The organism is Rhizobium sp. BK529, from assembly GCF_014194105.1.
GTDB lineage: Bacteria > Pseudomonadota > Alphaproteobacteria > Rhizobiales > Rhizobiaceae > Rhizobium.
In genome coordinates, this window is record NZ_JACIAU010000001.1 from 1,349,467 (window position 1) to 1,373,941 (window position 24,475).

22 protein-coding genes are annotated in these 24,475 nt (G+C 60.4%); 13 read left to right on the forward strand and 9 right to left on the reverse strand.

Annotated elements, in window-relative coordinates:
- The first annotated feature begins 174 nt into the window (after nt 1-174).
- Nucleotides 175-987, forward strand: a complete 813-nt coding sequence (locus FHX08_RS06890; protein WP_132652002.1) for a UDP-2,3-diacylglucosamine diphosphatase — start codon at nt 175-177, stop codon at nt 985-987.
- Between the two features lie 197 nt (nt 988-1,184).
- Nucleotides 1,185-2,405, forward strand: a complete 1,221-nt coding sequence (locus FHX08_RS06895; protein WP_184327054.1) for an MFS transporter — start codon at nt 1,185-1,187, stop codon at nt 2,403-2,405.
- Here the strand turns inward: FHX08_RS06895 and dgcA are convergent.
- Nucleotides 2,357-3,340: an N-acetyl-D-Glu racemase DgcA gene (dgcA, locus tag FHX08_RS06900; protein ID WP_132651668.1), complete on the reverse strand. Its 984-nt coding sequence runs from the start codon at nt 3,338-3,340 to the stop codon at nt 2,357-2,359. The two genes, FHX08_RS06895 and dgcA, sit on opposite strands and share 49 nt — an antisense overlap.
- A gap of 100 nt (nt 3,341-3,440) precedes the next feature.
- Between dgcA and FHX08_RS06905 the strand changes: the two genes are divergently transcribed.
- The 4 genes from FHX08_RS06905 to FHX08_RS06920 all read left to right on the forward strand — a co-directional run bounded on the left by FHX08_RS06905 (nt 3,441) and on the right by FHX08_RS06920 (nt 7,568).
- Complete coding sequence (locus FHX08_RS06905) at nt 3,441-4,610, forward strand: ABC transporter permease (protein WP_184327368.1); 1,170 nt, start codon at nt 3,441-3,443, stop codon at nt 4,608-4,610.
- A gap of 1 nt (nt 4,611) precedes the next feature.
- The gene (locus FHX08_RS06910) at nt 4,612-5,496 is read left to right on the forward strand and encodes an ABC transporter ATP-binding protein (protein ID WP_132651666.1); all 885 of its coding nucleotides are present in this window, start codon (nt 4,612-4,614) and stop codon (nt 5,494-5,496) included.
- Nucleotides 5,497-5,505: 9 nt separating this feature from the next.
- Nucleotides 5,506-6,876, forward strand: coding sequence for an MlaD family protein (locus FHX08_RS06915; protein WP_132651665.1), 1,371 nt, complete (start codon nt 5,506-5,508; stop codon nt 6,874-6,876).
- Between the two features lie 77 nt (nt 6,877-6,953).
- Nucleotides 6,954-7,568, forward strand: coding sequence for an ABC-type transport auxiliary lipoprotein family protein (locus tag FHX08_RS06920; RefSeq protein ID WP_132651664.1), 615 nt, complete (start codon nt 6,954-6,956; stop codon nt 7,566-7,568).
- A 78-nt stretch (nt 7,569-7,646) separates the two neighbouring features.
- Here the strand turns inward: FHX08_RS06920 and FHX08_RS06925 are convergent, their stop codons facing one another.
- Both FHX08_RS06925 and FHX08_RS06930 read right to left on the reverse strand, forming a co-directional pair.
- Nucleotides 7,647-8,513 (reverse strand): D-alanyl-D-alanine carboxypeptidase family protein, encoded by an 867-nt coding sequence (locus FHX08_RS06925; protein ID WP_132651663.1) that lies wholly within the window; start codon nt 8,511-8,513, stop codon nt 7,647-7,649.
- A gap of 222 nt (nt 8,514-8,735) precedes the next feature.
- A complete protein-coding gene (locus tag FHX08_RS06930) occupies nt 8,736-15,479 on the reverse strand; it encodes a hypothetical protein (RefSeq protein ID WP_184327055.1) in 6,744 nt (2,247 codons plus the stop codon).
- A gap of 465 nt (nt 15,480-15,944) precedes the next feature.
- On the opposite strand from FHX08_RS06930, the gene FHX08_RS06935 reads away from it, so the two are divergent.
- Both FHX08_RS06935 and FHX08_RS06940 read left to right on the forward strand, forming a co-directional pair.
- Nucleotides 15,945-16,316 carry an Hpt domain-containing protein gene (locus tag FHX08_RS06935; protein WP_132651661.1) on the forward strand — a complete coding sequence of 124 codons (372 nt, stop codon included), beginning with the start codon at nt 15,945-15,947 and terminating at the stop codon, nt 16,314-16,316.
- A 202-nt stretch (nt 16,317-16,518) separates the two neighbouring features.
- On the forward strand, nt 16,519-16,839 hold the full coding sequence (locus tag FHX08_RS06940) for a 2Fe-2S iron-sulfur cluster-binding protein (protein ID WP_132651660.1): 321 nt from the start codon (nt 16,519-16,521) through the stop codon (nt 16,837-16,839).
- A 330-nt stretch (nt 16,840-17,169) separates the two neighbouring features.
- Here FHX08_RS06940 and FHX08_RS06945 read toward each other — a convergent pair whose 3' ends face one another.
- Entirely contained in the window at nt 17,170-17,799 is a 630-nt protein-coding gene (locus FHX08_RS06945; RefSeq protein WP_132651659.1) for a DUF922 domain-containing Zn-dependent protease, read from the reverse strand.
- A 280-nt stretch (nt 17,800-18,079) separates the two neighbouring features.
- On the opposite strand from FHX08_RS06945, the gene folP reads away from it, so the two are divergent.
- From folP to FHX08_RS06965, 4 genes are all read left to right on the forward strand, one after another.
- The gene (gene folP / locus FHX08_RS06950; RefSeq protein ID WP_245508230.1) at nt 18,080-18,898 is read left to right on the forward strand and encodes a dihydropteroate synthase; all 819 of its coding nucleotides are present in this window, start codon (nt 18,080-18,082) and stop codon (nt 18,896-18,898) included.
- Nucleotides 18,899-19,029: 131 nt separating this feature from the next.
- A complete protein-coding gene (folB, locus tag FHX08_RS06955; RefSeq protein WP_132651657.1) occupies nt 19,030-19,398 on the forward strand; it encodes a dihydroneopterin aldolase in 369 nt (122 codons plus the stop codon).
- Complete coding sequence (gene folK, locus FHX08_RS06960) at nt 19,379-19,906, forward strand: 2-amino-4-hydroxy-6-hydroxymethyldihydropteridine diphosphokinase (protein WP_210288177.1); 528 nt, start codon at nt 19,379-19,381, stop codon at nt 19,904-19,906. Before folB ends, folK begins: the two co-directional genes overlap by 20 nt.
- Before the next feature lie 87 nt (nt 19,907-19,993).
- Entirely contained in the window at nt 19,994-20,338 is a 345-nt protein-coding gene (locus FHX08_RS06965) for a hypothetical protein (protein WP_132651655.1), read from the forward strand.
- Between the two features lie 114 nt (nt 20,339-20,452).
- Here the strand turns inward: FHX08_RS06965 and FHX08_RS06970 are convergent, their stop codons facing one another.
- The 4 genes from FHX08_RS06970 to FHX08_RS06985 are packed head-to-tail and all read right to left on the reverse strand — an operon-like array spanning nt 20,453 to nt 23,300.
- Complete coding sequence (locus FHX08_RS06970) at nt 20,453-21,028, reverse strand: cysteine hydrolase family protein (RefSeq protein ID WP_132651654.1); 576 nt, start codon at nt 21,026-21,028, stop codon at nt 20,453-20,455.
- Nucleotides 21,029-21,048: 20 nt separating this feature from the next.
- The gene (locus FHX08_RS06975; RefSeq protein ID WP_245508229.1) at nt 21,049-21,288 is read right to left on the reverse strand and encodes a hypothetical protein; all 240 of its coding nucleotides are present in this window, start codon (nt 21,286-21,288) and stop codon (nt 21,049-21,051) included.
- Between the two features lie 31 nt (nt 21,289-21,319).
- Nucleotides 21,320-22,120, reverse strand: a complete 801-nt coding sequence (locus FHX08_RS06980) for an SDR family NAD(P)-dependent oxidoreductase (protein ID WP_132651652.1) — start codon at nt 22,118-22,120, stop codon at nt 21,320-21,322.
- Between the two features lie 10 nt (nt 22,121-22,130).
- The gene (locus FHX08_RS06985; RefSeq protein WP_132651651.1) at nt 22,131-23,300 is read right to left on the reverse strand and encodes a zinc-dependent alcohol dehydrogenase; all 1,170 of its coding nucleotides are present in this window, start codon (nt 23,298-23,300) and stop codon (nt 22,131-22,133) included.
- A gap of 161 nt (nt 23,301-23,461) precedes the next feature.
- Here FHX08_RS06985 and FHX08_RS06990 point away from each other — a divergent pair, with 161 nt between their 5' ends.
- Nucleotides 23,462-23,635, forward strand: a complete 174-nt coding sequence (locus tag FHX08_RS06990; RefSeq protein ID WP_165911831.1) for a hypothetical protein — start codon at nt 23,462-23,464, stop codon at nt 23,633-23,635.
- A gap of 122 nt (nt 23,636-23,757) precedes the next feature.
- On the opposite strand, the gene FHX08_RS06995 is transcribed toward FHX08_RS06990, so the two are convergent.
- On the reverse strand, nt 23,758-24,309 hold the full coding sequence (locus FHX08_RS06995; RefSeq protein ID WP_132651650.1) for a hypothetical protein: 552 nt from the start codon (nt 24,307-24,309) through the stop codon (nt 23,758-23,760).
- Between the last annotated feature and the right edge of the window lie 166 nt (nt 24,310-24,475).

Genomic DNA, 24,475 nt, shown 5'->3' on the forward strand with positions numbered 1-24,475 from the left:
AATGGCCGCAGTGGAACTTTTTGATCACATGGTAACGGCGAGCTGACATTGGCTGTTGGATCGAGCGGTCTTGCAGGGCTTTCCTGCCCTTTGTCATCTTCCTGATACACGAGTCTGATTTTGGAAAGCCAGACGAAGAACGATGGGACACGAGCGGAAAGGCTTGTGACAGACATGATGGAACCCCGGCGCTTCCGCACCCTCTTCATTTCCGATGTGCATCTGGGCTCGAAGGCCGCCAAGGCGGATTTCTTGCTCGATTTTCTCAGATATCACGAGGCGGAGACGATCTACCTCGTCGGCGATATCGTCGATGGCTGGCGCCTCAAGCGCAGCTGGTACTGGCCGCAGGTCTGCAACGATGTGGTCCAGAAGCTGCTGCGCAAGGCACGCAAGGGTACCCGCGTCGTCTATATTCCCGGCAATCACGACGAATTCCTGCGCGCCTTTCCCGGCACGCATTTCGGCGGCATCGAAGTCGTCGACCGCATCGTCCACCATGGCGCAGACGGCAAGAAGTACCTGATCCTGCATGGCGACGAATTCGACGTCGTCGTGCGTAACGCGCGTCTGCTCGCCTATCTCGGCGACTGGGCCTATGACATGGCGATCCGCATCAATATCGTGCTCGCTGCCGTGCGGCGCCGTCTCGGCATGCCCTACTGGTCTTTCTCAGCCTGGGCCAAGCTGCAGGTAAAACATGCCGTCAACTTCATCGGCGAGTTCCAGCGCGTGGTTGCCGAGGAAGCGCGCAAGAGCGGTGCCGACGGTGTCATCTGCGGCCATATCCATCACGCCGTGATCGAGGATATGGAAGGCATCCGCTACATCAACACCGGTGACTGGGTGGAAAGCTGCACGGCCATCGTCGAACATGAAGACGGCACGTTCGAACTCATCACCTGGCGTGCGCTGACCAGCAACGTGCCGGCACCAACCTCCCTGGAATTGCTTGAAGAGGGCGATCTCGCCCCGCAGGCTGCCTGAATATTGCGCGCGTACCGTGCCGGCAGGCTTGCTGCCGGGACACCAGGAATTTAGCCCGTTGCCCTCAGGCGACAGGCCCTATTTATTTTTTAAATCGTTTTGGTTTATTTTTTGAATCGTTTCGATCGGGCCATTTCTCGCCATAGTCGTGTCTGATTGGATGTGTTAGGCAACGCAGAGTTTCCTTCAGGTCCATCATGATTCCCGCACAAAATCCCTTAACGGGTGAAGGAGCGCCGCCGCGCTTCCGGCTGCTCAGCGCGCTTTGCTACAGCGCGCCGCTGCTGGTCAACGGTATCGTCCTGCCCTTCTTCCCCGTCTGGCTTTCGACTCACCAGTTCAACGATCATCAGATTGGCACCATCCTCGCCGTGCCGATGGTGGTGCGCGTTCTGGTGGCGCCGATCGTGGCGGTTTTTGCCGACCGGATGCAGGAGCGGGCGCATGTGCTCCTGTGGTCGGGCATCCTGTCGCTAGTGACGGCGATCGCGCTCTACTGGACGACGAACTTCTGGCCGGTGCTGTTCGTCTTTGCGCTGCAGGGCGCGACCTTCGCGCCCTATGTGCCGGTCGTCGAATCGATCGTGATTTCCGGTGTGCGGCGCTGGGGGCTCGATTACGGTTCCATGCGCGTCTGGGGCTCGATCGCCTTCATTGTCTCGACGCTTATCGGTGGCCAACTGGTCGGACGCTGGGGTGGTGGTATGGTGCTGCCCGTCATGATCTTCGGCTTCTTGCTGACCATCACGATGGCGATCTTCTGCCCACGCATCGGGCCGACGCGGCGGCGCGGTCAGCCGATCAATCTGCCGGCGACCACAGGAAGTGGCTTGCGCGAACCGCATCTGCTTCTCTTGCTGCTCGGTGTGTCGATCCAGCAGGCAAGCCATGCGCTGCTGAACGCTTTTTCCTCGATCTACTGGCATCAACTCGGCTTTTCCGGCACTGAGGTCGGTATTCTCTGGAGTGCGGGTGTAGCCTCAGAGGTGACGGTCTTCTTCCTGTCACGGCGTCTCAATCGTCGCTTCAATGCCTGGACGCTGATCCGTTTCGGCTGCGCCGTCAGCATCTGCCGCTGGGTCTTCTTCCCGACGGAGACGAGCTTCATCGGTTTCTTTGCGCTGCAATGCCTGCACGGCTTCACCTATGCTTTCGTGCACACGGGCGTGCAGCGGCGCATCGTGGCGACCGTACAGGAAACGCAGGAGGCCTCGGCCCAGGGCGCTTATTTCTTCTATATCGGCATGGCCTCGGGACTGATGACGATCGCCTCGGGCTATATTTATTCCGCCCTTGGCCTTTACAGCTATTACATCATGGCGCTCGTTGCCGCCTTGGGGCTCAGCCTCGTCATCATCGCCTATTATCTTCAGCCCCAGAGGCTGGCTTCGGGCGGGAAGACGAGGGAGCCGGCATAGGTCAGTCCGGGCTCGCGATCGCGGGCGAGCAGAAGCGGGCCGTCGAGATCGACGAAATCGGCGTCCTGCGCCAGAAGCACGGCCGGCGCCATGGCAAGCGAGGTGCCGACCATGCAGCCGATCATGATCGAAAAGCCGAGCCGCTGGGCTTCGGCCTTCATTTCCAGCGCCTCGGTCAAGCCGCCTGTCTTGTCTAGCTTGATGTTGATGGCGTCGTAACGATCGGCGAGGCTTGCCAGATCGCCGGTGTGATGCACGCTCTCGTCGGCGCAGACGAGGACATGACGGGCAATCTCCGCCAGCATGTCGTCGCGGCCGGCCGGCAGCGGCTGTTCGACCAGCGCGATATTAGTTTCGGCTGCGATCCGCAGATGATGTTCCAGCCGCTGCTCCGGCCAGCCCTCATTGGCATCGAGGATGATGGCAGCGTTCGGGGCGGCTTCACGCACCGCCCGGATGCGGCTTTCATCGTCGCCCGTACCGACCTTGACCTTCAGCAACGGCCGCTGCGCATGCTTGCGAGCCTCGGCTGCCATCACGTCGGGTTCACCGAGCGAGATCGTATAGGCCGTCGTCAAAGGCTTCAAATGGCGTAAATCGAGGCGGGAGGCAACACTCTTGCCCGTCAGCTTGGCTTCGAGATCCCAGAGGGCGCAATCGACGGCGTTTCGAGCAGCGCCAGGGGGCATGGCGTGCTGTAGTTCGGCACGCGCGATGCCGGCTTCGATCAGCGGGCGGGCGGATTCGATCTGGGCGACCACGCTTTCCATCGTCTCGCCATAGCGGCGATAGGGCACGCATTCGCCGCGTCCGGTAGTACCTGATTCGGTCAGGATGCAAGTAGCGACTTCGGCTGATGTCTTGGCTCCCCGCGAAATGGTAAAGGTGCCCGCAATCGGGAATGAATTCATCTGGATATCAAGATGGCGCGGCATATTTGCTCTCCTGCGAGCATGGAAATTGCGCGTTCGTTCTGTATATTAACGCGCCGGCGACGAACGATGTGTTCGCGAGTCGGAACTGTCGCTGCAAGCACTGAAAGACACAAGTATTTTGAAGTCCGAGAAACGCAACGCCGCCTCGCTGCATGTGGACGACCGAGCCGAGGGCTCGGCCCAGCATGTGCATCTTGAAGGCAACTGGCGCAGCGCCACCATCCATCTCGTCCTGCAGGACTTCGAGAAGCTGGCGCGCAACAATAGCGGCGACCTCACACTCGACCTTTCCGGCGTCACCGATATCGACACGGCCGGCATCTGGCTACTTTGCCGGCTAAAGAAACAACAGGAAGCCGCCGGACGGACGGTTCGTTTCGAAGGCACGAACCAGCATATCGACGAGCTGATCGCCACTTTTTCCAAGGAGCCGGAAAAGCAGGAGCCGGAACAGAAGGTAAAGCTCTCGCTTGTGGAGCGCATCTTCGCGCCGATCGGGAGGATGACCCTCGATGTCTGGGACAATGTCGCGGCCTCCATGTATATCCTGGGCTCGGCCGTGCGCGGCGCGCAGATGAAGTTCGGCCGCGGCAGCGGTGTTTCGCCGGCCTCGATCGTCAATCAGATCGACCATATGGGCGTGCGCGCCGTTCCGATCATCCTGCTCATGTCCTTCCTGATCGGCGCGATTATTGCGCAGCAGGGCGCCTTCCAGCTGCGTTATTTCGGCGCGGAAATCTTCGTCGTCGACCTCGTCGGCATCCTGCAACTGCGCGAAATCGGCGTGCTTCTGACCGCCATCATGATCGCCGGCCGGTCCGGCAGCGCGATCACTGCCGAAATCGGTTCCATGAAGATGCGCGAGGAAGTCGACGCACTGAAGGTGATGGGACTGAATCCGATCGGTGTGCTGATCTTCCCGCGGCTGGTGGCGTTGACCGTCGCGCTGCCGCTTCTGACCGTGATTGCGAATTTCGCCTCGCTCGCCGGCGCTGCCGGCGTCGCCTATGCCTATTCGGGTATCACGTTCGCCACCTTCCTGTCGCGCCTACACGAAGCTGTGACGCTGTCCACCGTGCTTGCCGGCATGATCAAGGCGCCCTTCATGGCGCTGGTCATCGGCATTGTCGCAGCCGTCGAGGGGCTGAAGGTCGGCGGCAGCGCCGAATCTCTCGGCCAGCATGTGACGGCCTCCGTCGTGAAAGCGATTTTCGTCGTCATCCTGATGGACGGGCTTTTTGCGATGTTCTATGCAGCGATCGATTTCTGACATGGCGGGCAACGTGGATCAGCAACCGATCGAAACGGGCGGGAACGGGGCCGAGAAGGGCGCCGACAACGGGACCAAGGGTCATGGGCGCGACATCGTGCTTTCCGCCAAGGACGTCACGGTCGCTTTCGGCCCCAAGGTCGTGCTCGACAGGCTCAATCTCGATATCTACCGGGGCGAAATCCTCGGTTTCGTCGGGGCCTCGGGGACCGGCAAATCGGTGCTGATGCGCACCGTGTTGCGCCTGCTGCCGCGCCGCTCCGGCACCATTAAGATTCTCGGTCAGGATTTCGACGAGCTGGACGAGCCGGAACGCAATGCGCTCGACATGCGTTTGGGCGTTCTCTTCCAGCAGGGTGCGCTCTTCTCCTCCCTGACGGTGAAAGAGAATATCCAGGTGCCGATGCGCGAATATCTGGATCTGCCGGCCTCATTGATGGATGAGCTGGCGCATCTGAAGATCCGTATGGTGGGGCTGGCGGCGGATGCAGCCGACAAATATCCGTCAGAGCTTTCGGGCGGGATGATCAAGCGTGCGGCCCTTGCCCGCGCACTTGCTCTCGACCCGGAACTCGTCTTCCTCGACGAGCCGACATCGGGCCTCGATCCCATTGGTGCGGCGGAATTCGACGAGCTGATTGCCAATCTGCGAGATAGCCTGGGGTTAACCGTCTATATGGTGACCCACGACCTCGACAGCCTGTTTTCCGTCTGCGACCGTATTGCCGTGCTCGGAAAGAAGCGGGTAATGGTGGAAGGAACGATCGACGACATGCTGGCCTATGACGATCCGTGGGTTCAGGCTTACTTCAAGGGCAAGCGGGCGCGTTCGATCGTGCCGCAGGAACACGCGCCGGCACAGGCGCAGCATGACAGCGGGAAGTGACCGGAGACGATGGAAACCAGAGCCAATTACACGATCGTCGGTTTTTTCACCGTTCTGGTGATCGCAGCCGCATTTGGCTTCGTCTACTGGATGGCGGAATATGGCCGAAGCGGCCCGATGGCCGAACTGATTGTGCGCATTCCGGGCTCCGCCAACGGTCTGAGCGTCGGCTCGCCCGTGCGCTTCAACGGCATTCAGGTCGGTTCGGTGCAGTCGCTCTCCATCGATGCCGACGATCCGCAATATTCGCTGGCTTTCACCGAAGTGCGCTCGGATGCGCCGATTTATCCGTCCACCAAGGCTGCCCTTGAAATCCAGGGCCTGACGGGTGCGGCCTATATCGAACTTTCGGGCGGCCGCAAGGAAGAGAAGAACATTCTCCAGCAGGCACTGGAAAGCGGAAAACGCGCCGTCATCGTCGCGGATCAGTCGAGCGTCACCAACTTGCTTGCAACCGCCGACAAGATCCTCGACCGCGCCAACGACGCCGTCGGCGATGTGCAGGGTTTCGTACGCGATGCGCGCGGGCCGCTGACCAAAACATTGCAGAATGCCGAAACCTTCTCGGATGCGCTCGCCAAGAATTCCGGCAATATCGACAGCTTCCTGCAGAGCGTCGGTGATCTCTCCAATACGGTGCGCAACGTTTCCGGTCGCGTCGATTCGACGCTTGCGGCCATCGAGGATCTCGTGAAGGCCGTCGATGCGCAGAAGATCAATACGATTCTGACCAATGCAGAAAAGGTCAGCCGCGACGTGGCGGATGCCTCAGGCAATCTCAAGGGCTTGGTTGCCAAAGTCGACCAGACGGTCACGACCTATAACGAATTCGGCAAGAAGGCGCAGCTGACGCTCGACCGCGTCGATACGCTGATGGCCGCCATCGATCCCAACAAGGTCAAGGGTTCGGTCGACGACATCGCCCAGGCGACGAAGGACGCGCGCGCCGCCGTTGCCTCGATCCGCGATGTCTCGAACACCGTCGCAGACCGTCGAAAGGACATCGACCAGACGATCAAGGACGTCCAGCAGATGGCGAACAAGCTGAACTCGGCCTCGACGCGCGTCGACGGCATCCTCGTCAAGGTCGATGCGCTGCTTGGTTCGGACAATACCAACTCGCTCTTCACCGAGGCGCGCGCCACATTGGCATCCTTCAAGCAGGTCGCCGACAACCTCAATGGCCGCATCGGACCGATTGCCGACAATCTGCAGAGGTTCTCGGGCGGCGGGTTGCGTGATGTCGAGACGCTGGTCAACGAACTGCGCGGTACGGCCAATAACCTCAACAATGCCATCACCAATTTCGACCAGAATCCGCAGCGGATCATCTTCGGCGGACCGACGGTCAAGCAATATGACGGGCGCACGCGGCGCTAAAAGCAATTTCAGTAAAAGTGTATAGCGGTGCATCCGGAATTGCGGAAACAAAGAAACAGGAGTCAGGGGTAGCGTATATGGGTCTATCGCATTCGATGTCGCGCCGTTCCTGGATCCGTGGAACGGCGATTATTTTGCCGCTGGCGGCAGCCCTTTTGACAGGCTGCGGATCGACTGCCAAAAACGACACCTTCGATCTCTCGGCAGCATCCGTTGACGGTACCGGACCTTCGGCAAAGAACAAGCAGCTCCTGATTGCCGATCCATCGGCCTTGAAGGCGCTGAACAGCGACCAGATCGTCATCCGCGTTTCGCCCTCGGAAATTCAATATCTCTCACGCGCCCAGTGGAGCGATACGCTGCCGCGCATGGTGCAGTCGAAACTCGTCCAGGCGTTCGAAAATTCCGGCAAGCTCGGCGGCGTCGGAAAGCCGGGGCAGGGACTGGCGATCGACTATCAGCTGGTTACCGACATCCGATCCTTCGAGATCGACGCGTCCTCCGGCAACAGGGCGGTGGTCGAGATTTCCGCCAAGATCCTCAACGACCGCAACGGGACGGTGCTCACTCAACAGGTCTTCCGCGCAACGGCTGCTGCCGGCGGCGACAATACCGGCTTCGTGAAGGGGCTCGGTCGCGCCTTTACCGAAGTCACCGACCAGATCGTCGGCTGGACGCTGAAGTCGATTTAGAGCCTTCTCCTTTCACAAAGAAGCCCGAAACCGTGGGACGGTTTGGGGCTTTCTTTATTTTTGGCTTATCTCGACGGTTTACTTCGTTGGCTGGGTGTCCGTCATCGTCGGGTTGCCGCCGCTTGCCGATGCCGTGGCAGTCGCAGCGGCCGGCAGGTAACTGTCGAGCAGGCTCGCCATCTTGTCGTCGCGCAGGTTGGCGGTTTTTTCACCCATGACGACGCCGACCACACGGCGACCGTCCTTGGCGGCCGAAGTCACAACATTGTAGCCCGATGCATCGGTGAAACCGGTCTTGATACCGTCAACGCCATTGTAGCGGTACATGAGGTTGTTGTGGCCGCGCAGCTTCATGCCGCGGAACTGGAAGCCGCGCATGGAGAAGAGCTTGAACTCCTCCGGAAAGTCGCGCATCAGCGCAACGCCAAGGGTCGCCATATCTCGCGCCGTCGTCACCTGCTCGGGATCCGGTAGGCCCGACGGATTCTTGAAGACGGTGTTCGTCATGCCGAGCTCATGAGCCTTTGTCGTCATCAGCGTGCCGAAAGCCTGTTCGGAGCCGCCGAGTTGCTCGCCGAGCGCCACAGCGGGGTCATTGGCCGAGAGAACCACGATGCTTTCGACGGCTTTCTTGACGGTGACCTTGCGGCCGGCGCCGACGGCGAGCTTGAAGGGTTCCTTGCTCTCGGCATTTTCCGACATGGTGAGTTTCTGATCCCAGGTCAGGCGTTTGTCATGCAGCGCCTGGAAGGTGAGGTAGAGCGTCATCATCTTGGTCAGCGACGCCGGATAATTCAGATCATCCTGATTGGAAGCCTCCAAAACCTGGCCGGACTGCACATCCACGAGAAAGCTTGCCTGGCCGGCTTCAGCCCGAATGAACGCGCTCAAAAAGAATACGGACGAGAAGGCGGCGGCCATAAGCCGGGAGGTCGTCTTGGTCATCAATGTCTGCGGTCTCTGTCGTGGCAAGCGATGGCGTTGCCTATCGGCTTGGCAAGTGGTCTGGGCAAAATGGTCTGGCGGATCGCCGTCTGACGTATCGTCCGGCAATCCGGCTTGATGAATGCGGATCGGGAATGTTTGTGACGGAATGAAGGAGTAGGGGCAATAAAAAAGGGCCATCCACAGATGACCCTTTTTGTCTCACCATCTTTTCGTGCCCACTCAGCTCAGACGGCCCGCCGCATGCGCAAGCATCGTATAGACCTTTCCGGTATCCGACGTCAGGTAGGATTGCGTCACCGTGCGGTTCGGATCGGTGCGGGCGACATCGGCGAGCAGCTTTTCGAAGTCGCCGATATAGCGATCCACGGCGGTACGGAATTCCGGCTCGCGATCATACTTGCGCTTGATTTCGTCGAAGGTCTGCTGGCCCTTCAGCGTGTAGAGGCGACGGGTAAAGACGTCGCGCTCGCCGCGCTGGTAGCGGCGCCACAGATCGACCGAAGCATCGTGATCGATGGCGCGGGCGATATCGACCGAGAGCGAGTTCAGCGATTCAACGACATGGCGCGGGTTGCGGCTGTCATTAGCGCGCTGGGCGGGAGCAGGGGCCGGAGCGGCTGCTTCCGCGGCAGGGCGCGCCGGAGCGCGCTGAGCTTCCTCGGTTTCTTCACGCGAGGCGCCGCGCAGGAGATCGCTGATCCAGCCGCCGCTGCTGGCTTCGGTGCGCGGAGCCTCCTGCCTGACCGGCGCCGGCGCAGGCTGTGGAGCGACCGGACGCTGCGGAGCAGGCGCAGGAGCTGCCGGGGTCGGTGCGATAGTGCCGCGCAGGCCCATGGATTCGATCGACTGGCGCGCCGTCGGTGCCGGTTGCGGGGCGGGTGCCGTCGGGATCACCGGCTGAGTGACGCGCGGTGCGGGCTCGGCCTGGGCGAGCGTGCGAGCGACCGGCTCGGAGAGTTCCAGCCGCTGGCTGGAGCGGCCGACGATCTGCGAGATATCCTGCAGGGCCTTGATCTGCTCGGCGACAGCGCGGCGCATGGCAGATGCGCTCTCCTTGGCTTCCTCCGGCAGATCGAAGGCGCCACGCTTCAGTTCGGCGCGGGTCGAGTCGAGTTCGGCACGGATATCGGCAGCAGAGCGACGGATATCCTCCGTTGCACCTGCAAAGCGGGTGACCGCCTCGTCGATCGCGTCACGTAGCGATTCCCGCAGGTTCTGCGCTGCATTGTCGGAGGCACGGCCGGCTTCGCCGAGCATGCGCTCGACTTCCGACAGCGAAGCCGTCAGGCCGCCACGCAGGCGGTTGGTGAGGTCGCCGGAGCGGCGCTCGACATTGGCAAAGCTGTTGTCGATCGTCGCATTGGCTTCCTCTCCGGCGCGATTGATCGCCTCGCGCATGTTTGAAGCGGCTTCCTCGGCGCGCTTTTCGGTATCCGAAAGCACCCGGCCAATATCGGCAAACGAGGCCTGCACACTCTGGCGCAGCGTACCGGTCACCTGGTTGGAGCGCTGCTCGGCACGTTCGAAGACGGTCTCGATCATGCCGCCGAGGCCCCGCATGGTCTTTTCGATTTCACTCGAACGCTGGACGAGGCCGGCTGCCAGCGTCTGCAGAGCATCTTCGCGCTCTTCCAGTGTGGACACGAGGCCGGACTGGGCGGCTGCAAGAAGCTGCGAGGCCTGGCCGAGAACCTTCGAATGGTCGTCGAAGCGGCCGATGATGCTGCCGACCTGGGCGAGCGTCTGGCCGGAAATATCCGACAGGCGGTCGACCTTGCCTTCAAGCAGACGGGTGGAGGCAGACACCATTTCGGCAGCCTTGGCGGCGGAGTCGGTGAACCGCGTGGTCGTGTCGCCGAGTCGGTTGTCGACGTCGCTCAGCTGATCGGCGGCGCGCGTCATCATGACAGACATGGCAGCGCTGCTTTCCGACAGGCGCTGGACGAGGCCGTTGACGTTGTTCGTCAGGCTGTTCTCGATGGCGGCGACGGCGTTGGCGACGTTTTCGGCGCGGGCGGCGACGGCCTGGGTCAGCGCTTCGTTTTCGGCGCGCAGGCGATCGGCGCTGAGGCTTGCGGCCGCAGTGATGCGGGCTGCGGCCTCTTGGCCGGCATCGGTGTAACGATCGATGATCGGGCGCGCCGTCTCGTCCAGGATGCGCGTCAGCTCAGTAGAGCGGCCGGCCAGCATGGAGTTGAGATCGCGGGTGCGCTCGTCGAGCGTTGCGCGGATCGAGTTGCCGCGTGCTTCCAGCGCCTTGTCGATATCGGTGAGTGTCGCATCGATCTCGCGGGCACGCTGCTCCAGACTGGAGCGGATGATGCTGGTGCGGGCTTCGAGCGCACGGTCGACTTCGGCCATGCTCAATGTGATCTGGCTGCCGGCATCCGTCAGCGTCGAGCGGATGGAGTTGCCATGCACTGCCAGCGTCTGGCCGGCATCGGCAAGCGCGTGATTGATGGCGCTGACCTGGCTGCTGACGATATTTTCCGCTTCCGCGACCTTGTTGACGATGACATTGCCAGCCTCGGAGAAGGTCTGGGCAACGGCGGCCGCCTGGCCGGCGAGGCGGTTCTGGGCCTCGGCGACGCGATTGACGATCTGCGAGGAGCGCTCGTCCATGGCTTCGGCGAACTGCTGGCCGGTGCGGCTCAGCAGTTCCGAGGACTTGGTGGCTTCGCCATCCATGCCTTCGGCAGCCTCGGCGACGGCACTGCGCAGAGTCGCTGCAAGACCGGCAGCCTTGCCTTCGATCGTGCGGTTGACGGCATCCAGACCGACAGTCAGAGCGCGATCCATGGTCGAGAGACGCTCTTCGATGCGCGCGTTGCCGCGATCCATCATGTCGCTCAGTGCCGCGGTGCGGCCGTCGATCGACTGCGCAATGGTCGCGCTGCTGCTGTCGAGCGTTTCGGCAAGATGGGCCCGGCGGCTGTCCAGAGCCTGGGTGAGGTTGGCGCTGTGACTGTCGAGAGCGCGGGTGAGGTTTGCACTGCTGTTATCGAGGGCCTGGGTGAGATTAGCAGTGCCGGCTTGCAGTGCTTCCGTTAGGCTGGTGCTGCGGCCGTCGAAAGCCTCCGTCAGGCTGGCGGCGCGGCTATCGAGGGCCTCGGTCAAGCTGGCGCTGCGGCTGTCGAGCGCATGCGTCAGGTTTGCGGCGCTGTTGCCGAGTGTTGCGGCGATGCGCTGGGCTGTGTCGTCGCCGATCGCGCTGAGGCGGGAGATGCCATCGTCCAGTACACCGGAGAGATGGTTGCCCGCAGCGTCGAGTTTATCCGCCACACCGCCAACACCATTGGCTATGCGCGCCTCGATTGCGGCAAGGCCAGCTTCGACGCGGCTGCCGGTTTCAGTGAAGCGTCCCGTAAGACTGTCAATGGAATGATCGAGATGGCCGGAGAAATCGGCGGCGGAACGCGAGATCGTATTGGCGGCGTCCTGGAAGCGGCCGGCGATCTGGCCGGCTCCCTCGCGCATGCGATCCTCGAGCGTCTGCGCACTCTTGTCGATCGCCTCGCGGATCGCGTTTTCGCGATCTTCCAATGACATTTCGAGCATGCCGATGCTGGTTGCCACCGATGTACCGATCGACGTCGCCTGTTCGGAGAGCGTGTCGTTGATGAGGTTATGGGCCTCGGTCAGCGACAGCTTGATGGCATTGGTACGATCGTCGAGCGTGGCGCGGATGCGGTCATGTGCGGCTTCAAGCCCACCTTCGATGTTGCTTGCCGCATCGCTCGCAAGGCTGCCCAGACGCCGCTGAGCGTCGGTGAGGCTATCCTCGATGCGGCCCGTCATGCTGCCGATGATGCCTTCCATGCGCATGCCGCCCGCATCCAGGGCTTCCGAAAGGGTAGCACTGTGCTCGGCAAGGGCGGTTTCGAGACGGGCCTGATTATCCGTATAGGCGGCGCGGATTGCTTCCGTACGGTCGGCAAAGGCTCCGGCAACCCGCTCTTCGGCGCTGGCAACGGTGTCCATGATGGCATTGCTGCGGTTTTCGAGAGCGGATTCAAAGCGGCTCTGACCGTCATCGAGCGAAATGGCGAGCGCCATGGTCTTTTCGTCGAGCGTATCGGAGAGGCGGTCGGCACTGTTCGTGACGGCATGGACGATGGACTCGGCGCGATTGGTGAGCGCTTCCTCGATGCGAAGCTGGCTTTCGCCGAGTGCTGCGGCGATCCGCTCATGCGTGCCGGTGGCCGCATTGATGAGCGTGCTGGTGCCCGCCGTCAACGTGTCTTCCAGGCGGCTCTGGCTTTCGTTCAGCGAAATGGCAAGTGCCATTGCCTTTTCGTCGAGCGTTTCGGCGAGGCGATCATGCGTGCCGGAGACGGCACTGATCAGCGCTTCCGAACGGGTCGATAGCGTATCCTCGATGCGAGCCTGCGTTTCGTTCAGCGAGATGCCGAGCGCCATCGCCTTTTCGTCGAGCGTTTCGGCAAGACGGTCATGCGTGCCCGAAACGGCATTGATGAGCGATTCCGAATGGGTCGACAGGGTGTCTTCGATGCGTGCCTGCGTTTCGTTCAGCGAGATCGCCAGCGCCATTGCCTTCTCGTCGAGGGTTTCGGCGAGACGGTCGTGGGTGCCCGAGACTGTATTGATTATGGCTTCGGAGCGGCTCGCGAGCGTATCGTCGAGACGGGCCTGCCCTTCGTTCAGCGCGATGGCAAGTGCCATCGCTTTTTCATCCAGGGTTTCGGAGAGGCGGTCGTGCGTGCCCGAGACGGTGTTGATGAACGATTCCGAATGAGTCGCAAGCGTGTCTTCGATGCGCGACTGCGTCTCGTTCAGCGAGATCGCCAGCGCCATTGCCTTCTCGTCGAGGGTTTCGGCAAGACGGTCGTGGGTGCCCGAGACAGTATTGATAATGGCTTCGGAGCGGCTCGCAAGCGCCTCGTCGAAGCGGCTGTGATGGTCAGCGAGTGCGCCGATCAGCGCGCCGCCGCGTTCGGCCATCACGCTGTCGAGGCCGGTATGGGCGCTCTTCAGCGCATCGGTGATTTCAGCGGCGCGGGCGGCGAGAACGTTGCTCAGCTCTTCGGCGCGACCGCCGAATGCGCCCGTGACCTTTTCGGTGCCGCTATCGACGGCAGCGGCGAGTTCGGTCGTCGTCGCCTGCAGCGTTTCGCGGAATTCGGTCGCCCGGGCGGCGAGATTGTTCTTCAAATCGGACGTGCCGGACGCGAGCGCCAGCGAGATTTCCGATGTGGCGTTGCCGAGGGTCGAGCTCAGCTCGCCGGTGCGGGTCGTCAGCGCCGAGGTGATTTCGTCGGCACGGTTGGCGAGCGTGCTTTCCAGCACTTCCTGGCCGGTAGCGAAGGCGGCTGCCAGTGCCAGCGACTGCTCCGTCATCGATGAGCCAAGACGATCGATGTTGGTATTGAGAATGTTATCGATGGAATCGGCATTGCCCGACAGTGTCTCGTTGATGCGCGTGAGGCTTTCAATGAGCTTGGTGTCGAGGGAGCCGGCGCGCTTGTCGAAGGCATCGGTGAATTCGGCGACGCGTTCGTCAAAGGCCGTCGAAAGCTGGGCCACGGTCGTCTGCAGGCGTTCCTCGAAGAAGCCGGAGCGCACGTCAAGATCCATGACCGCGTCATCAGCCGTCGACTGCAGGCTCTGGCGGAAGCTGGCGCCCTTTTCGTCGAGCGCCGCGTTCAGCCTCGAGAGCACGTCATCGAGCGTGCCGCCGATCGTTCGTTCGCCGGAAGTCAGGCTTTGATTGATATCGCGGGTGCGGGAAATCAGGATCTCATTGAGCTGCTGGGTGCGCTCCTGCAGGGCAGCGTTCAGGCGCTCGGTGCTGGCGTCCATGGTCGAAGCGCGCGTCTCGAATTGGGTGAGCAGACGCTCGCCATGTTCGTTGATCGTGTTGGTCAGCGCGTCCAGGCGATTGTCGAATTCATTGCCGATCGCAAGCCCCGAAGCGGTCAGCGTATGGAGCAGCGTATCGGTCTTGGCAGCCAGCAGCGTGCCGAGCGACTGTATGGCGCTGTCGGACTTTTCCATGATCGCAGCCGCGCGCGTATCGATCAGCGAGGCAAAGGCTTCGCCCGAGGTCGCAAGGCGGATGGCAATTTCTTCCGTGGCAAGCGACAGCTCTTCCTTGAGCTGGTCGTGGACGCCGGCGATGGAGGAGCGGATGCGGTCGGCATGGTTGACGATTGCCTCGCGCTCGGAGCCGAGTTCGTGGACGAGGCCGCGTACGCGCAACTCATTATCCGCATAGGACCGCTCCAGCGCATTCACTTCGGAATGCACAAGCGTTTCGAGTTCGGAAGCGCGTGCAATGGTGCGCTCGATGCCTTCGTTCATTGCCGAGACTTCGCGGCGGACGGCCTGGCCGACCGTCATGATACGTTCGGAGGCGATGGTTTCCGGCTCAGCCAGGCGCAAGGCGACTTCAGCCATGGAGCGGGCCGCATTGCGCATGTCCTGCGCGCGCGAGATCATGATGGCGAAAGCATAGAACATCATGACCGGGACGATGATGCCGACAATGCCTGCGATCACGCCCGGCAGGGCGGCAAGATCTGTCAGCGAGCGGATCTGGGCAATCTGCGACGCATAGAGCATGAACATCAGCCCGAGGCCGATGACCACCCAGAGGATGGAGACGAGAGTGGCCGTACGCAGGGCAGGGCGGCTGGAGCCGTTTTCCAGCGACTTCAGAAGCGAGGCGGGCGAATTGCGGCTGGCATCGTTGGCGGGGGCAAAGGCCGGTGACCTCGGAGCCTGCTGATCGCCTGTACGGGCAGCGCGGCCGCGACGGCGTTCGGCGTCTTCCTGGGACTGATTACGGGCATTGGATGGGTCAGTCACATTTGCCTCCGGGGCGTGGGACGCGCTACCGCGGCGAGACGGGGCGTCCTCCTGGCCGAAATCGATCTGAAGCGCTTCGTCCAATGCCTTGAACGCCTTGTCCTCGATCGATTCATTGTACTTGTTATTCGCCATTCCGATATGCCTCGCAATTTTCGGCAAGTCCGGCAGCGCATCCGGGCCACCGCCTTTGCCCGGAAAGAACCTTCGCCGTTCCAGCCTTCCATCCCAAGACGGACGGATAAGCATGTCATTTCAGAGTAGATAGCCGATTTTTCAAACGAAAGGTATCAAAACACTACCATTATCCACTCTGTCGGCAAAGGCGCGCGGCATGAGCCCGCCTCAACAGTATCGTAGTGACACATCTGAGGGGCTTACACAATTAATGAACCCTTGCGTTTCGACCTCTCTTAACTCGGTGTTAACACCTTTAAATTTCAGAAGCGGCTCAAAAGCCGATGTTTTAGCGATATTTAAGGGACGTTAACCATACGGCTAGATTTCCGCCCCTGTTGTGCCGGAATTTAACGGGATGGCCATTCTCCAAACGCACAACAGTATCAAAGCGCGGGCGATATAAGACCGGAGAATTGGCACATGGCGGCAGTGAGTATTGCGTTCGAAGCACCGGACAATTCGAAGGGGCCTTCGCCCTCCAAGGTTCAACCGATCGACCTTGTCCATCTTGCGCGCCAGACCATGGGCGACAAGACGGTGGAAATCGAAGTTCTCCAGATGTTTGCGCGCCAGGCGCGCGCCTGCCTGCAGGAGATTGCAAGCGGTGAGACAAAGAAGGTCGGCGCGGCCGCGCACCGCTTGAAAGGGGCTGCCAGTGCTGTCGGCGCCTTCCGGATTTCGCAATCGGCGGAAGCCGTCGAGAAGAATAATGGCGATGTCGCGGCAATGGCAGCACTCGGTGCAGCCGTTGTCGATGCCGAGAATTTCATTCTGAAACTCTGCCGCGGATAAGGCAGGACAGACTAAAGACGACCTCAGGCCCGCTGTTCCATTAGGGAACGGCGGGTCTTTTTGCGACCTGCTCGATGACGCATTGAGAATGGCGGAGTCTTGCCCGATCTGCGAGGTTCGAGGGTGACCCGGCAATGTTGACTGACGCGCCGAATTGTCGGAAGAAAATCCGCCCATCTGTAAGAAACCGGAAATACTCCTGATGCCCAAGCTTACCATCGTCGCCTTTGACGGAACGCGCTTCGACCTCGATGTCGATCAAGGCTCCACCGTGATGGAGAACGCAGTCCGCAATTCCGTGCCCGGCATTGAAGCCGAATGCGGCGGCGCGTGCGCCTGCGCGACCTGCCACGTCTATGTCGACGAGCAGTGGACCGAAATCATCGGTCCACCAGAAGCGATGGAAGAGGATATGTTGGACTTCGCCTTCGACGTGCGGCCGACCTCGCGTCTCTCTTGCCAGATCAAGATGAAGGCTGCCTATGACGGACTGATCGTGCACGTACCGGAACGGCAGGCTTAAACTCTCGAAGAAGTCGCCGGAGAAACCGGGCTGGGAAGACGTCGGAAGGCTTTTCAAAAAGAGAGCCTCGCGCGCCGGAGGCGGGCGAGGCGAGGCGGGCGCATTACCTACGGATGAGGGAGGAACACCCGCGGCTTCGGAACGCGCCAGGAGAACACAGTCACGAAAGCCAGCTACCTTACTGCACTTTCTAATATATTCATAATACCGCGTTCCGGTTGAGTCCACCAGAATGAAAAATGATCGGTAAAAGGCTGGGAAGCGCACAAGTTTCGCACAAGTTTCATTGTGCAGCTAACGGTCTCTGCTCGCCTTTCGCGCGAAAAAAGCTTATCTTTCGCCGCCGTTGCCCTTGAGTCGATTATTGAGCAGTCTCAGCATACGGTTCTGGAAATTGACCGCCTCGACGCGATCGAATCGGGCCTGCAGCTTGTCATGCTCCTCTATTCCGCGAGCCGATTCGTTCGAGACGAGTTCCTGCATGGCCTCGCAATCGCGCTGCGATGGCAGCGCTTTGAGTTCGCGCTCCATGACGCGGGCCTGGGTGCGCGCGATCTCTGCATGGCGCTCCTCGTGGCGCCTGATATCGCTTGATAAAGCATCCCAGATCATCGACAGCTCGCGACTCGCGCCCTTGCGGTCGCTCCAGCGCGGCATGATGATCTGCGTGTGGACGGTGACCTTGACGTTGCCGACGCGGCAGCGGCCGTTCTCCTGGATGTAGGTCGCCTCGCCACCGAAACGGATCTTGGTGGCGCCGGGATGGCGAGCGGAAGAGCCGTTAGCCGTTGGACCACGACGGCTCAGCTCATCGTCCAGTTGGTCCGCCGTCTTTCCCTTGATATCGAAGTAGGAATAGCTTTTCGTTGCGACGACTTCGGCTGCCGCGGGGCTGCAGAGAAAAAAGGCAACCATGGAAAAGGCGATGGAAAGGCGCATATAACGCAACGCAAGCGGCATTCTGAACTGAACCCGTGTTGAAGTTTGGCGGAGCTTGGGGCATAGCCACGGCAAGCGCAATATCGGACAGCGGTTTTTTCGCTAAAGCATGCCGCGCAAAAGTGCGCAGCGGTTTTACGATAACGAGATGCGTGAAACAAAGGCTTAAAGCTTGGCAAGCAGATCCTGGAGATTGCAACCGGGCTTTTGGCGACGGATCAGATTGGTGAAGCAGTTCGGCAGCAGTTTATGGCGTGTGGCCCATGGCCGCGAGATCGAGCTCGGCAAGCGCTCGGTGATCATGGCGATCGTCAACGTAACCCCGGATTCCTTTTCGGACGGCGGGCGTTACCAGAACGTTGACAAAGCCGTCGAGCATGCGCTGCAGGCGGTCGCAGACGGCGCCGAGATCCTCGATATCGGCGGTGAGTCGACGCGGCCTAATGCGGCCTTCGTCGGCCCGGCGGAGGAACAGGCGCGTGTGCTGCCCGTCATCGAAGCCCTCAGTAAACGCACGCAAGCGTTGATTTCCATCGATACCTATCGCGAGGAAACGGCGCGGCTTGCCATCGGTGCAGGCGCCCATATCGTCAACGACGTCTTCGGCCTGCAGAAGGAGCCGGCCATTGCCGCGCTCTCGGCCAAGACCGGGGCAGGGCTCTGCATCATGCATACGGGCCGCGACCGGCAGAAGCTTGCCGATATCATCGAAGACCAGGCCTTCTTCCTCGAACGCTCGGTGGAGATCGCTTCTGCCGCCGGCGTCCTGCGCGACCGGATCGTGCTCGATCCCGGCTTCGGCTTTGCCAAGGAAACGCCGGGCGAGAACCTGGAACTGATGGCACGTTTCGAAGAACTGCACCGCTTCGGGCTGCCGCTTCTTGCCGGCACATCGCGCAAGCGGTTCCTCGGCGCCGTCACCGGCCGGGAGCCGGCGGAGCGCGATGTTGCGACGGCAGCCACAAGCGTGCTCCTGCGGCTGAAGGGTGCGGCTGTTTTCCGGGTACACAATGTCGCAATCAATAGGGATGCACTTGCCGTAGCCGATGCTATGCTTGCCGCCCGGAATGACCTTCAAACAGCGGGTAGCGATCTCCAGAATCTGTCTGCCACGCTTTAAGTCTTTGTTTTTACGCATGTCGTTATCGCAAATTCGTTGTACACTTGCGCGACACGCTTTCAGTCTTTTGTTTCGCATGTCGTTACCGCAAAACCGCTGTTTTGCGCGACACGCTCTAGGGGGAGGCCGTGATGAGCACCTATACGATCCTGATGCAGAATTGCGCCTTCTTCGCCCGCCACGGCGTGCACGCTGAGGAGGAATTTCTCGGCCAGCGCTTCTTCGTCGATGCGGAACTGGAAGTGGAAGCGGGCAGTGCGCTGGAAAGCGACTCCATCGACGAAACCGTGCATTACGGCACCGCCTTCACCATCATCGAGGAGATCGTCGTCGGCCAGCGGCGCTACCTGATCGAGGCGCTGGCGCTCGATATCGCCAAGGGGCTTTGTAAAAAATTCCCGCAAATCATCAGGGCCAAGATCACCGTGCGCAAGCCGAATGCGCCGATCCCCGGAGTGCTCGACTTCGTGCAGGTGACCGTTGAGCACCGTGCCCGATAATTCGTTCCGTCTCGCAACGCTGGGCCTGGGCGGCAACATCGGCGATCCGGTCAAGTCCATCGCGTCAGCGCTTGCGGCGCTGGCCTCCCATCCCGATTGCCGAGTGGCTGCCGTGTCGCGGCTTTACCGCACGCCGCCATGGGGCAAAACGGACCAGTCCTATTTCTTCAATTCCTGTGCGGCGGTGGAAACAAGACTTCCTCCTGAGGCGCTGCTTGAATTTTGCCTGTCGATCGAGCGGGAAATGAAGCGAGAGCGCATCGAGCGTTGGGGGCCACGCACGCTCGATATCGATGTGCTGACTTATGAGGGCGTCGAGCAAGATGCGCCAAGGCTGGAACTGCCGCATCCGCGCATGACTGAGCGGGGCTTTGTGCTGATGCCGCTCGCCGACATCGCGCCGGAACTCCTGGTCCGGGGCAGGACCGTTGCCGACTGGCTGGCTGGTGTCGACATCGCGGGAATCGAGATCGCAGACGAGAGCAGCAATTGGTGGCACAAGGCCTGAAATGGCCGAAGCTCTTGAACTTTTTGTGAACGGAACATTCTGGAAGCGCTCCGGTTGAACCTTGGTAAGAAACCCAAGGAGAAAATCATGCGCATGAAAATCATTGCAGTATCGTTGCTCACTCTCGGCGTGGCAACGTCGGCCTTCGCACAGTCGAGCAGCGGTACTGGCGGCGCCGGCAGCAATTCCGGCGGCAACGGTACGGGCATGTCCGGCAATACGAATAGCCAGAGCGGCACGGGTTCGCAGAACGGCAACGGGACTGACAACAATTCGACCGGTTCGGTCAATGGCGGCAACAATGCGGGCAACAACTCGCTCGGCAACAGCAATGCCAATGACGACAATTGCCGGCCGAAGACTGGCACCTCGCCGACGCAGAACGACAACACGGCGCAACTCAGCCCCAACAGGCAAGGGGAATGCCAATAAAAGCGCACTGCAGCCACTCAGGCATGCTAAAAAAGCCCCGTCGCGCGGGGCTTTTTGCAATTCTCGAAGTGAGCTGCAACATGAGCATCTTTCCGAGGGGTGAGGGGAAGCGGATCAGAGACTGGAGAGGAATGCGTCCGTTTCGGTGATCTCCACCTGAACCGAAAAACGACCGCCCAGCAATTCGAGCGTCGCGTCATGCGTTTCGTCAGCACTGCTGCAGACGGCGTCTTTCAACAGGATTACCCGATAGCCGAGATCGACCGCGCCCAGTGCTGCAGCGAGCACGCAGACATCGGTTTCGCCGCCAGTAATGACAATGGTCTCTACCTCTTCCCGGGTGAAGATTTCATGCAGCCGCCCGTCGAACCAGGGAGAATAGGTTCTCTTGCTGAAGATGCGGGCTGGCGGGACGAAAGATTTCAGATCAGCGACGATATCCATGAGTTCCGGCAGCAAGCGTTCGCCGGTCATCATCGGCCATTTTTCGTAGTAGTTCCTCCACATGCCCGGCATGGCGTCAGCGGTCGGCGGGGGCATGAAGCGCGTGAAAACCGTTCGCTCCGGATATCGGCCTGCAAGGTCGACGATCTGCGGTGACACCGTCGCCATCCATGGCACATGCCACGGCGTCTGCTCCGCGAACATTCTCTGCATATCGATGCAGAGATGGATCCAGCTGTCGGACATCGGGCCCTAACTTCCAGCTTTCAAGGCGAGTTGATGGTAGGAAGGAAGTCCTCGACCTGCTTGCGGTCGGCGGGGGATAGGGGCTGTACCTGTTCCTGCCAGAAGCGCTCGGCCTCCGGCGGATCCTCCTCCCACTGGCGCACGGTGGTGATGTTGTCGTCGATCTTAGAGCGGCGGTGACCGCCGAGGCGCAGATATTCCTTGGCGAGCTTCAGGCTCTTGGTTTCCGTATCCGTATTGGTCGCGTTCATCGCATTGATCTCCGTTGCTTTGCATGGCCATGAACAGGTTTTATTTTGTACCCGAACCCGGCTCAGCCATTTTCGCGTGCTGGTGGGCCAGCATGCTGGCGGGGGTGACGTTGGCGACGGCGGCTTGCAGTTTATTCTTCCAGCCGCTGACGACATCGCCTTCGCCGTCTAGCATGGCATCATAGCCGATGCGGGCCACGTCGACCGGGTCATCTTTCTTCGCTTGGCCGATAGACGTATCCATCAGGTCCGCCCGCCTGAAGAACTCGGTTTCGGTCGGACCAGGCATCAGGCAGCTCACCGTGACGCCGCTGTCCTTCAGCTCTTCGCGCAGAGCAAATGAGAAGCTGTTGATGAAGGCCTTCGTGCCGTTATAGACGGCTTGATAAGAACCCGGCATGAAACCGGCAATAGAGCCGGTGAGAAGGATGCGTCCTTGCCCGCGCGCCCGCATGTGATTGCCGATCTGCTGGACCAGATAGATTGTGCCGGTGATATTGGTGTCGACGACCTTGCGCGCCTCGGTAAAATCCTGATCCAGAAATCCCTTGCCGAGGCCGCGGCCCGCGTTCGCCATCAGCAGATCGACTGATCGGCCATCGGCTTCGACGCGTTCCATCAGCTTGTCGACGCCCTGAACGGTCGATAGATCGGTATCGAACGCCTCGACGCTCACGCCGAATTCCTTGAGGTTTGCGCCTGCCTGGAGAATGCGGGATTCATCGGCGGCAATGATGAGATCGTAGCCATCCTGTGCCGCACATTTGGCAAGCTCGTAGCCAATTCCTGTCGAGGCGCCCGTGACGACGGCGAGACCCTTGGTCGATGCAGTATCAGCCATCTTGTTCTCCTTATGGCTTGAGGACGACCTTGATGCAGCCGTCCTGTTTGTCGCGGAATGTCTTGTAGAGATCAGGTCCATCTTCAAGGGACGCCCGATGCGTGATGACGAAGGATGGATCGATCTCGCCCTTTTCAATGCGCTCCATCAGAAGCGGGAGGTAACGCTGCACCGGCGTCTGGGCCATCTTGAACGTCAGGCCACGGTTGATGGCGGACCCCATGGGAATCTTGTCGAGAAAGCCACCATAGACACCGACGATGGAGACGGTGCCGAAGTTCCGGCAGCAATGGATCGCCTGGCGAAGAACATGCGGCCGATCCGTGCCCATGAAGGTGGCGACCTTGATGCGGTCGAGCCTTGAATCCCAGCTAGCGGCAGCCTCGGCCTCGGTTCCGACAGCATCGATACACGCGTCGGCTCCGCGGCCGTTCGTCAGATCCATGAGCCTGTCGTAGATATCTTCGTCCATGAAATCGAGGACGATGGCGCCTGAAGCTTCGGCCAGCGCAAGCCGCTCCGGCACGGTATCGACAGCGATGACGCGTTCGGCGCCGAGAATGAAGGCAGATTTGATTGCCATCTGACCGACCGGGCCGCAACCCCAGACAGCGATCGTATCGCCAGGTTGGATGTTGCAGAAATCGGCTGCCATGTAGCCTGTCGGGAAAATGTCGGAGAGGAAAAGAACCTGTTCGTCGGTCAGCCCATCCGGAACCTTGATGGGGCCGACATCGGCATAAGGCACGCGCAGATATTCCGCCTGTCCGCCGCTGTAGCCGCCGAGCAGATGCGAATAACCGAAGAGGCCGGCAGGCGAGTTGCCCCATAATTTGCGCACCTTCGATGCGTCAGGATTGCTGCGCTCGCATCCCGAGAAGAAGCCACGCTTGCAGAAGAAACATTCGCCGCAGGAGATGGTGAAGGGCACGACGACACGATCGCCGACCTTGAGCTTGTTGTTCTCTTTGCCGACTTCGACGACCTCGCCCATGGTTTCATGCCCCATGACATCGCCGCTGCGCATCTCAGGCATGACACCATCAAAAAGGTGAAGATCGGAGCCGCAGATCGCGCAGGCAGTGACCTTGATGATCGCATCGCGGCCATCCTGAATGCTAGGATCGGGGACGCTCTCGCAGCGAATATCGTGTTTGCCATGCCAGGTGAGGGCCTTCATCGCATTTCTCCATTGTTGCTGTCGCAGAACGGCGCAGATGCGGAAATGATCCTGTGGACTTCACGAAATATTAAAATCGGGAACGAGAGCGGGCTCGCATAGTTCTCCTTACCGAGGCGGCGATGAGCCGATCTCACAATCATGAGAAAGGAGAATTGATCATGGCAAACCAAGGCGGTTCACACGAACAGCACGTCAAGGCAGGTCAGCAAAGCCACAAGAATGCCAGTTCACAACAGGCTTCGTCTGCCGGCAATCAATCCAGTTCGGGTACCCGCGGCGGCACGCATGAACAGCATGTGAAAGCCGGTCAGCAAAGCCATAAAAACTCGTAGTAAAAGATCTGACCAAATGGAAAGGAGCCCGCAGAAGCGGGCTTTTTTCACGTCTTCGTTCCAAGAAAAGCAAAAGCGGCGGAAAACCGCCGCTTCAGGAAAATCCGTTGCGGCAAATGGCCTTATTCGATCGAGCCAACCGCCATTTCGTCGACCTGGCGGGTCAGCGTCAGGCCGATGACCGGGATCATCTGGCTTTCGACCTTGACCGAAACGGTGACGTTCATGGTCTTGTCGTCGCGAACGCGGGCGATCATGGCGCCATTCAGCTTGGAGCGATTGATGCCGACGACGACTGTGTCATCGGTGACGGCGCCCGAGACGATGTCGAGGCCCTTGCCTTCGGCACCATCCAGGAACTTGCCCTTATAGGTGGAGCCGGACTGGGAAATCACGGCGGTCATCGGCTGCTTGAAGACGCCGACCCGGCAGGTGCCGTCAAGCTTGATGCCGGCAGTGGAATCTTCGGCCGGCGAACCGACGAGATTGCAGGTGAATTTCGTGCCTTTGTACTTGCCGGCAACGATTTCGCCCGGACCTTTCCAGGTGCCGGCGACGGATTCGAAGAAGGCTTTGTCGCGGGTTGCCGCTGTGGCGTTGGACGTGACGTCTGCGACCGGAGACAATGCCGCGGCGGCCAGGCCGCATACGAAAAGAAACTTGCGCGAGTACATGAATTTTCCTTGGCAAACACCACTCGGGAACTGACAGGAAGTTTTGCCGGAGAATGGTTAACGCTTTCTTTCCGGCGCGCCGAAATGCGTTGAGATCCAGGGCTTTCGTAAGGCAAGGCTTCTCAGCCTGCGCCTTCAGCACATTGAATCCGCTGGAATTTTTAAC

Bases quoted from the DNA above. Each gene is read 5' to 3' on its own strand.
- FHX08_RS06925 (WP_132651663.1), bottom strand. From the start codon at position 8,513: ATGACCAAGACGACCTCCCGGCTTATGGCCGCCGCCTTCTCGTCCGTA.
- FHX08_RS06985 (WP_132651651.1), bottom strand. From the start codon at position 23,300: ATGAAGGCCCTCACCTGGCATGGCAAACACGATATTCGCTGCGAGAGC.
- FHX08_RS06970 (WP_132651654.1), bottom strand. From the start codon at position 21,028: ATGTCCGACAGCTGGATCCATCTCTGCATCGATATGCAGAGAATGTTC.
- FHX08_RS06945 (WP_132651659.1), bottom strand. From the start codon at position 17,799: ATGCCGCTTGCGTTGCGTTATATGCGCCTTTCCATCGCCTTTTCCATG.
- FHX08_RS06965 (WP_132651655.1), top strand. From the start codon at position 19,994: ATGCGCATGAAAATCATTGCAGTATCGTTGCTCACTCTCGGCGTGGCA.
- FHX08_RS06995 (WP_132651650.1), bottom strand. From the start codon at position 24,309: ATGTACTCGCGCAAGTTTCTTTTCGTATGCGGCCTGGCCGCCGCGGCA.
- FHX08_RS06930 (WP_184327055.1), bottom strand. From the start codon at position 15,479: ATGGCGAATAACAAGTACAATGAATCGATCGAGGACAAGGCGTTCAAG.
- FHX08_RS06940 (WP_132651660.1), top strand. From the start codon at position 16,519: ATGCCCAAGCTTACCATCGTCGCCTTTGACGGAACGCGCTTCGACCTC.
- FHX08_RS06910 (WP_132651666.1), top strand. From the start codon at position 4,612: ATGGCGGGCAACGTGGATCAGCAACCGATCGAAACGGGCGGGAACGGG.
- FHX08_RS06895 (WP_184327054.1), top strand. From the start codon at position 1,185: ATGATTCCCGCACAAAATCCCTTAACGGGTGAAGGAGCGCCGCCGCGC.
- dgcA (WP_132651668.1), bottom strand. From the start codon at position 3,340: ATGCCGCGCCATCTTGATATCCAGATGAATTCATTCCCGATTGCGGGC.
- FHX08_RS06980 (WP_132651652.1), bottom strand. From the start codon at position 22,120: ATGGCTGATACTGCATCGACCAAGGGTCTCGCCGTCGTCACGGGCGCC.
- FHX08_RS06915 (WP_132651665.1), top strand. From the start codon at position 5,506: ATGGAAACCAGAGCCAATTACACGATCGTCGGTTTTTTCACCGTTCTG.
- FHX08_RS06935 (WP_132651661.1), top strand. From the start codon at position 15,945: ATGGCGGCAGTGAGTATTGCGTTCGAAGCACCGGACAATTCGAAGGGG.
- FHX08_RS06990 (WP_165911831.1), top strand. From the start codon at position 23,462: ATGGCAAACCAAGGCGGTTCACACGAACAGCACGTCAAGGCAGGTCAG.
- folP (WP_245508230.1), top strand. From the start codon at position 18,080: ATGGCGATCGTCAACGTAACCCCGGATTCCTTTTCGGACGGCGGGCGT.
- FHX08_RS06890 (WP_132652002.1), top strand. From the start codon at position 175: ATGATGGAACCCCGGCGCTTCCGCACCCTCTTCATTTCCGATGTGCAT.
- folB (WP_132651657.1), top strand. From the start codon at position 19,030: ATGAGCACCTATACGATCCTGATGCAGAATTGCGCCTTCTTCGCCCGC.
- FHX08_RS06920 (WP_132651664.1), top strand. From the start codon at position 6,954: ATGGGTCTATCGCATTCGATGTCGCGCCGTTCCTGGATCCGTGGAACG.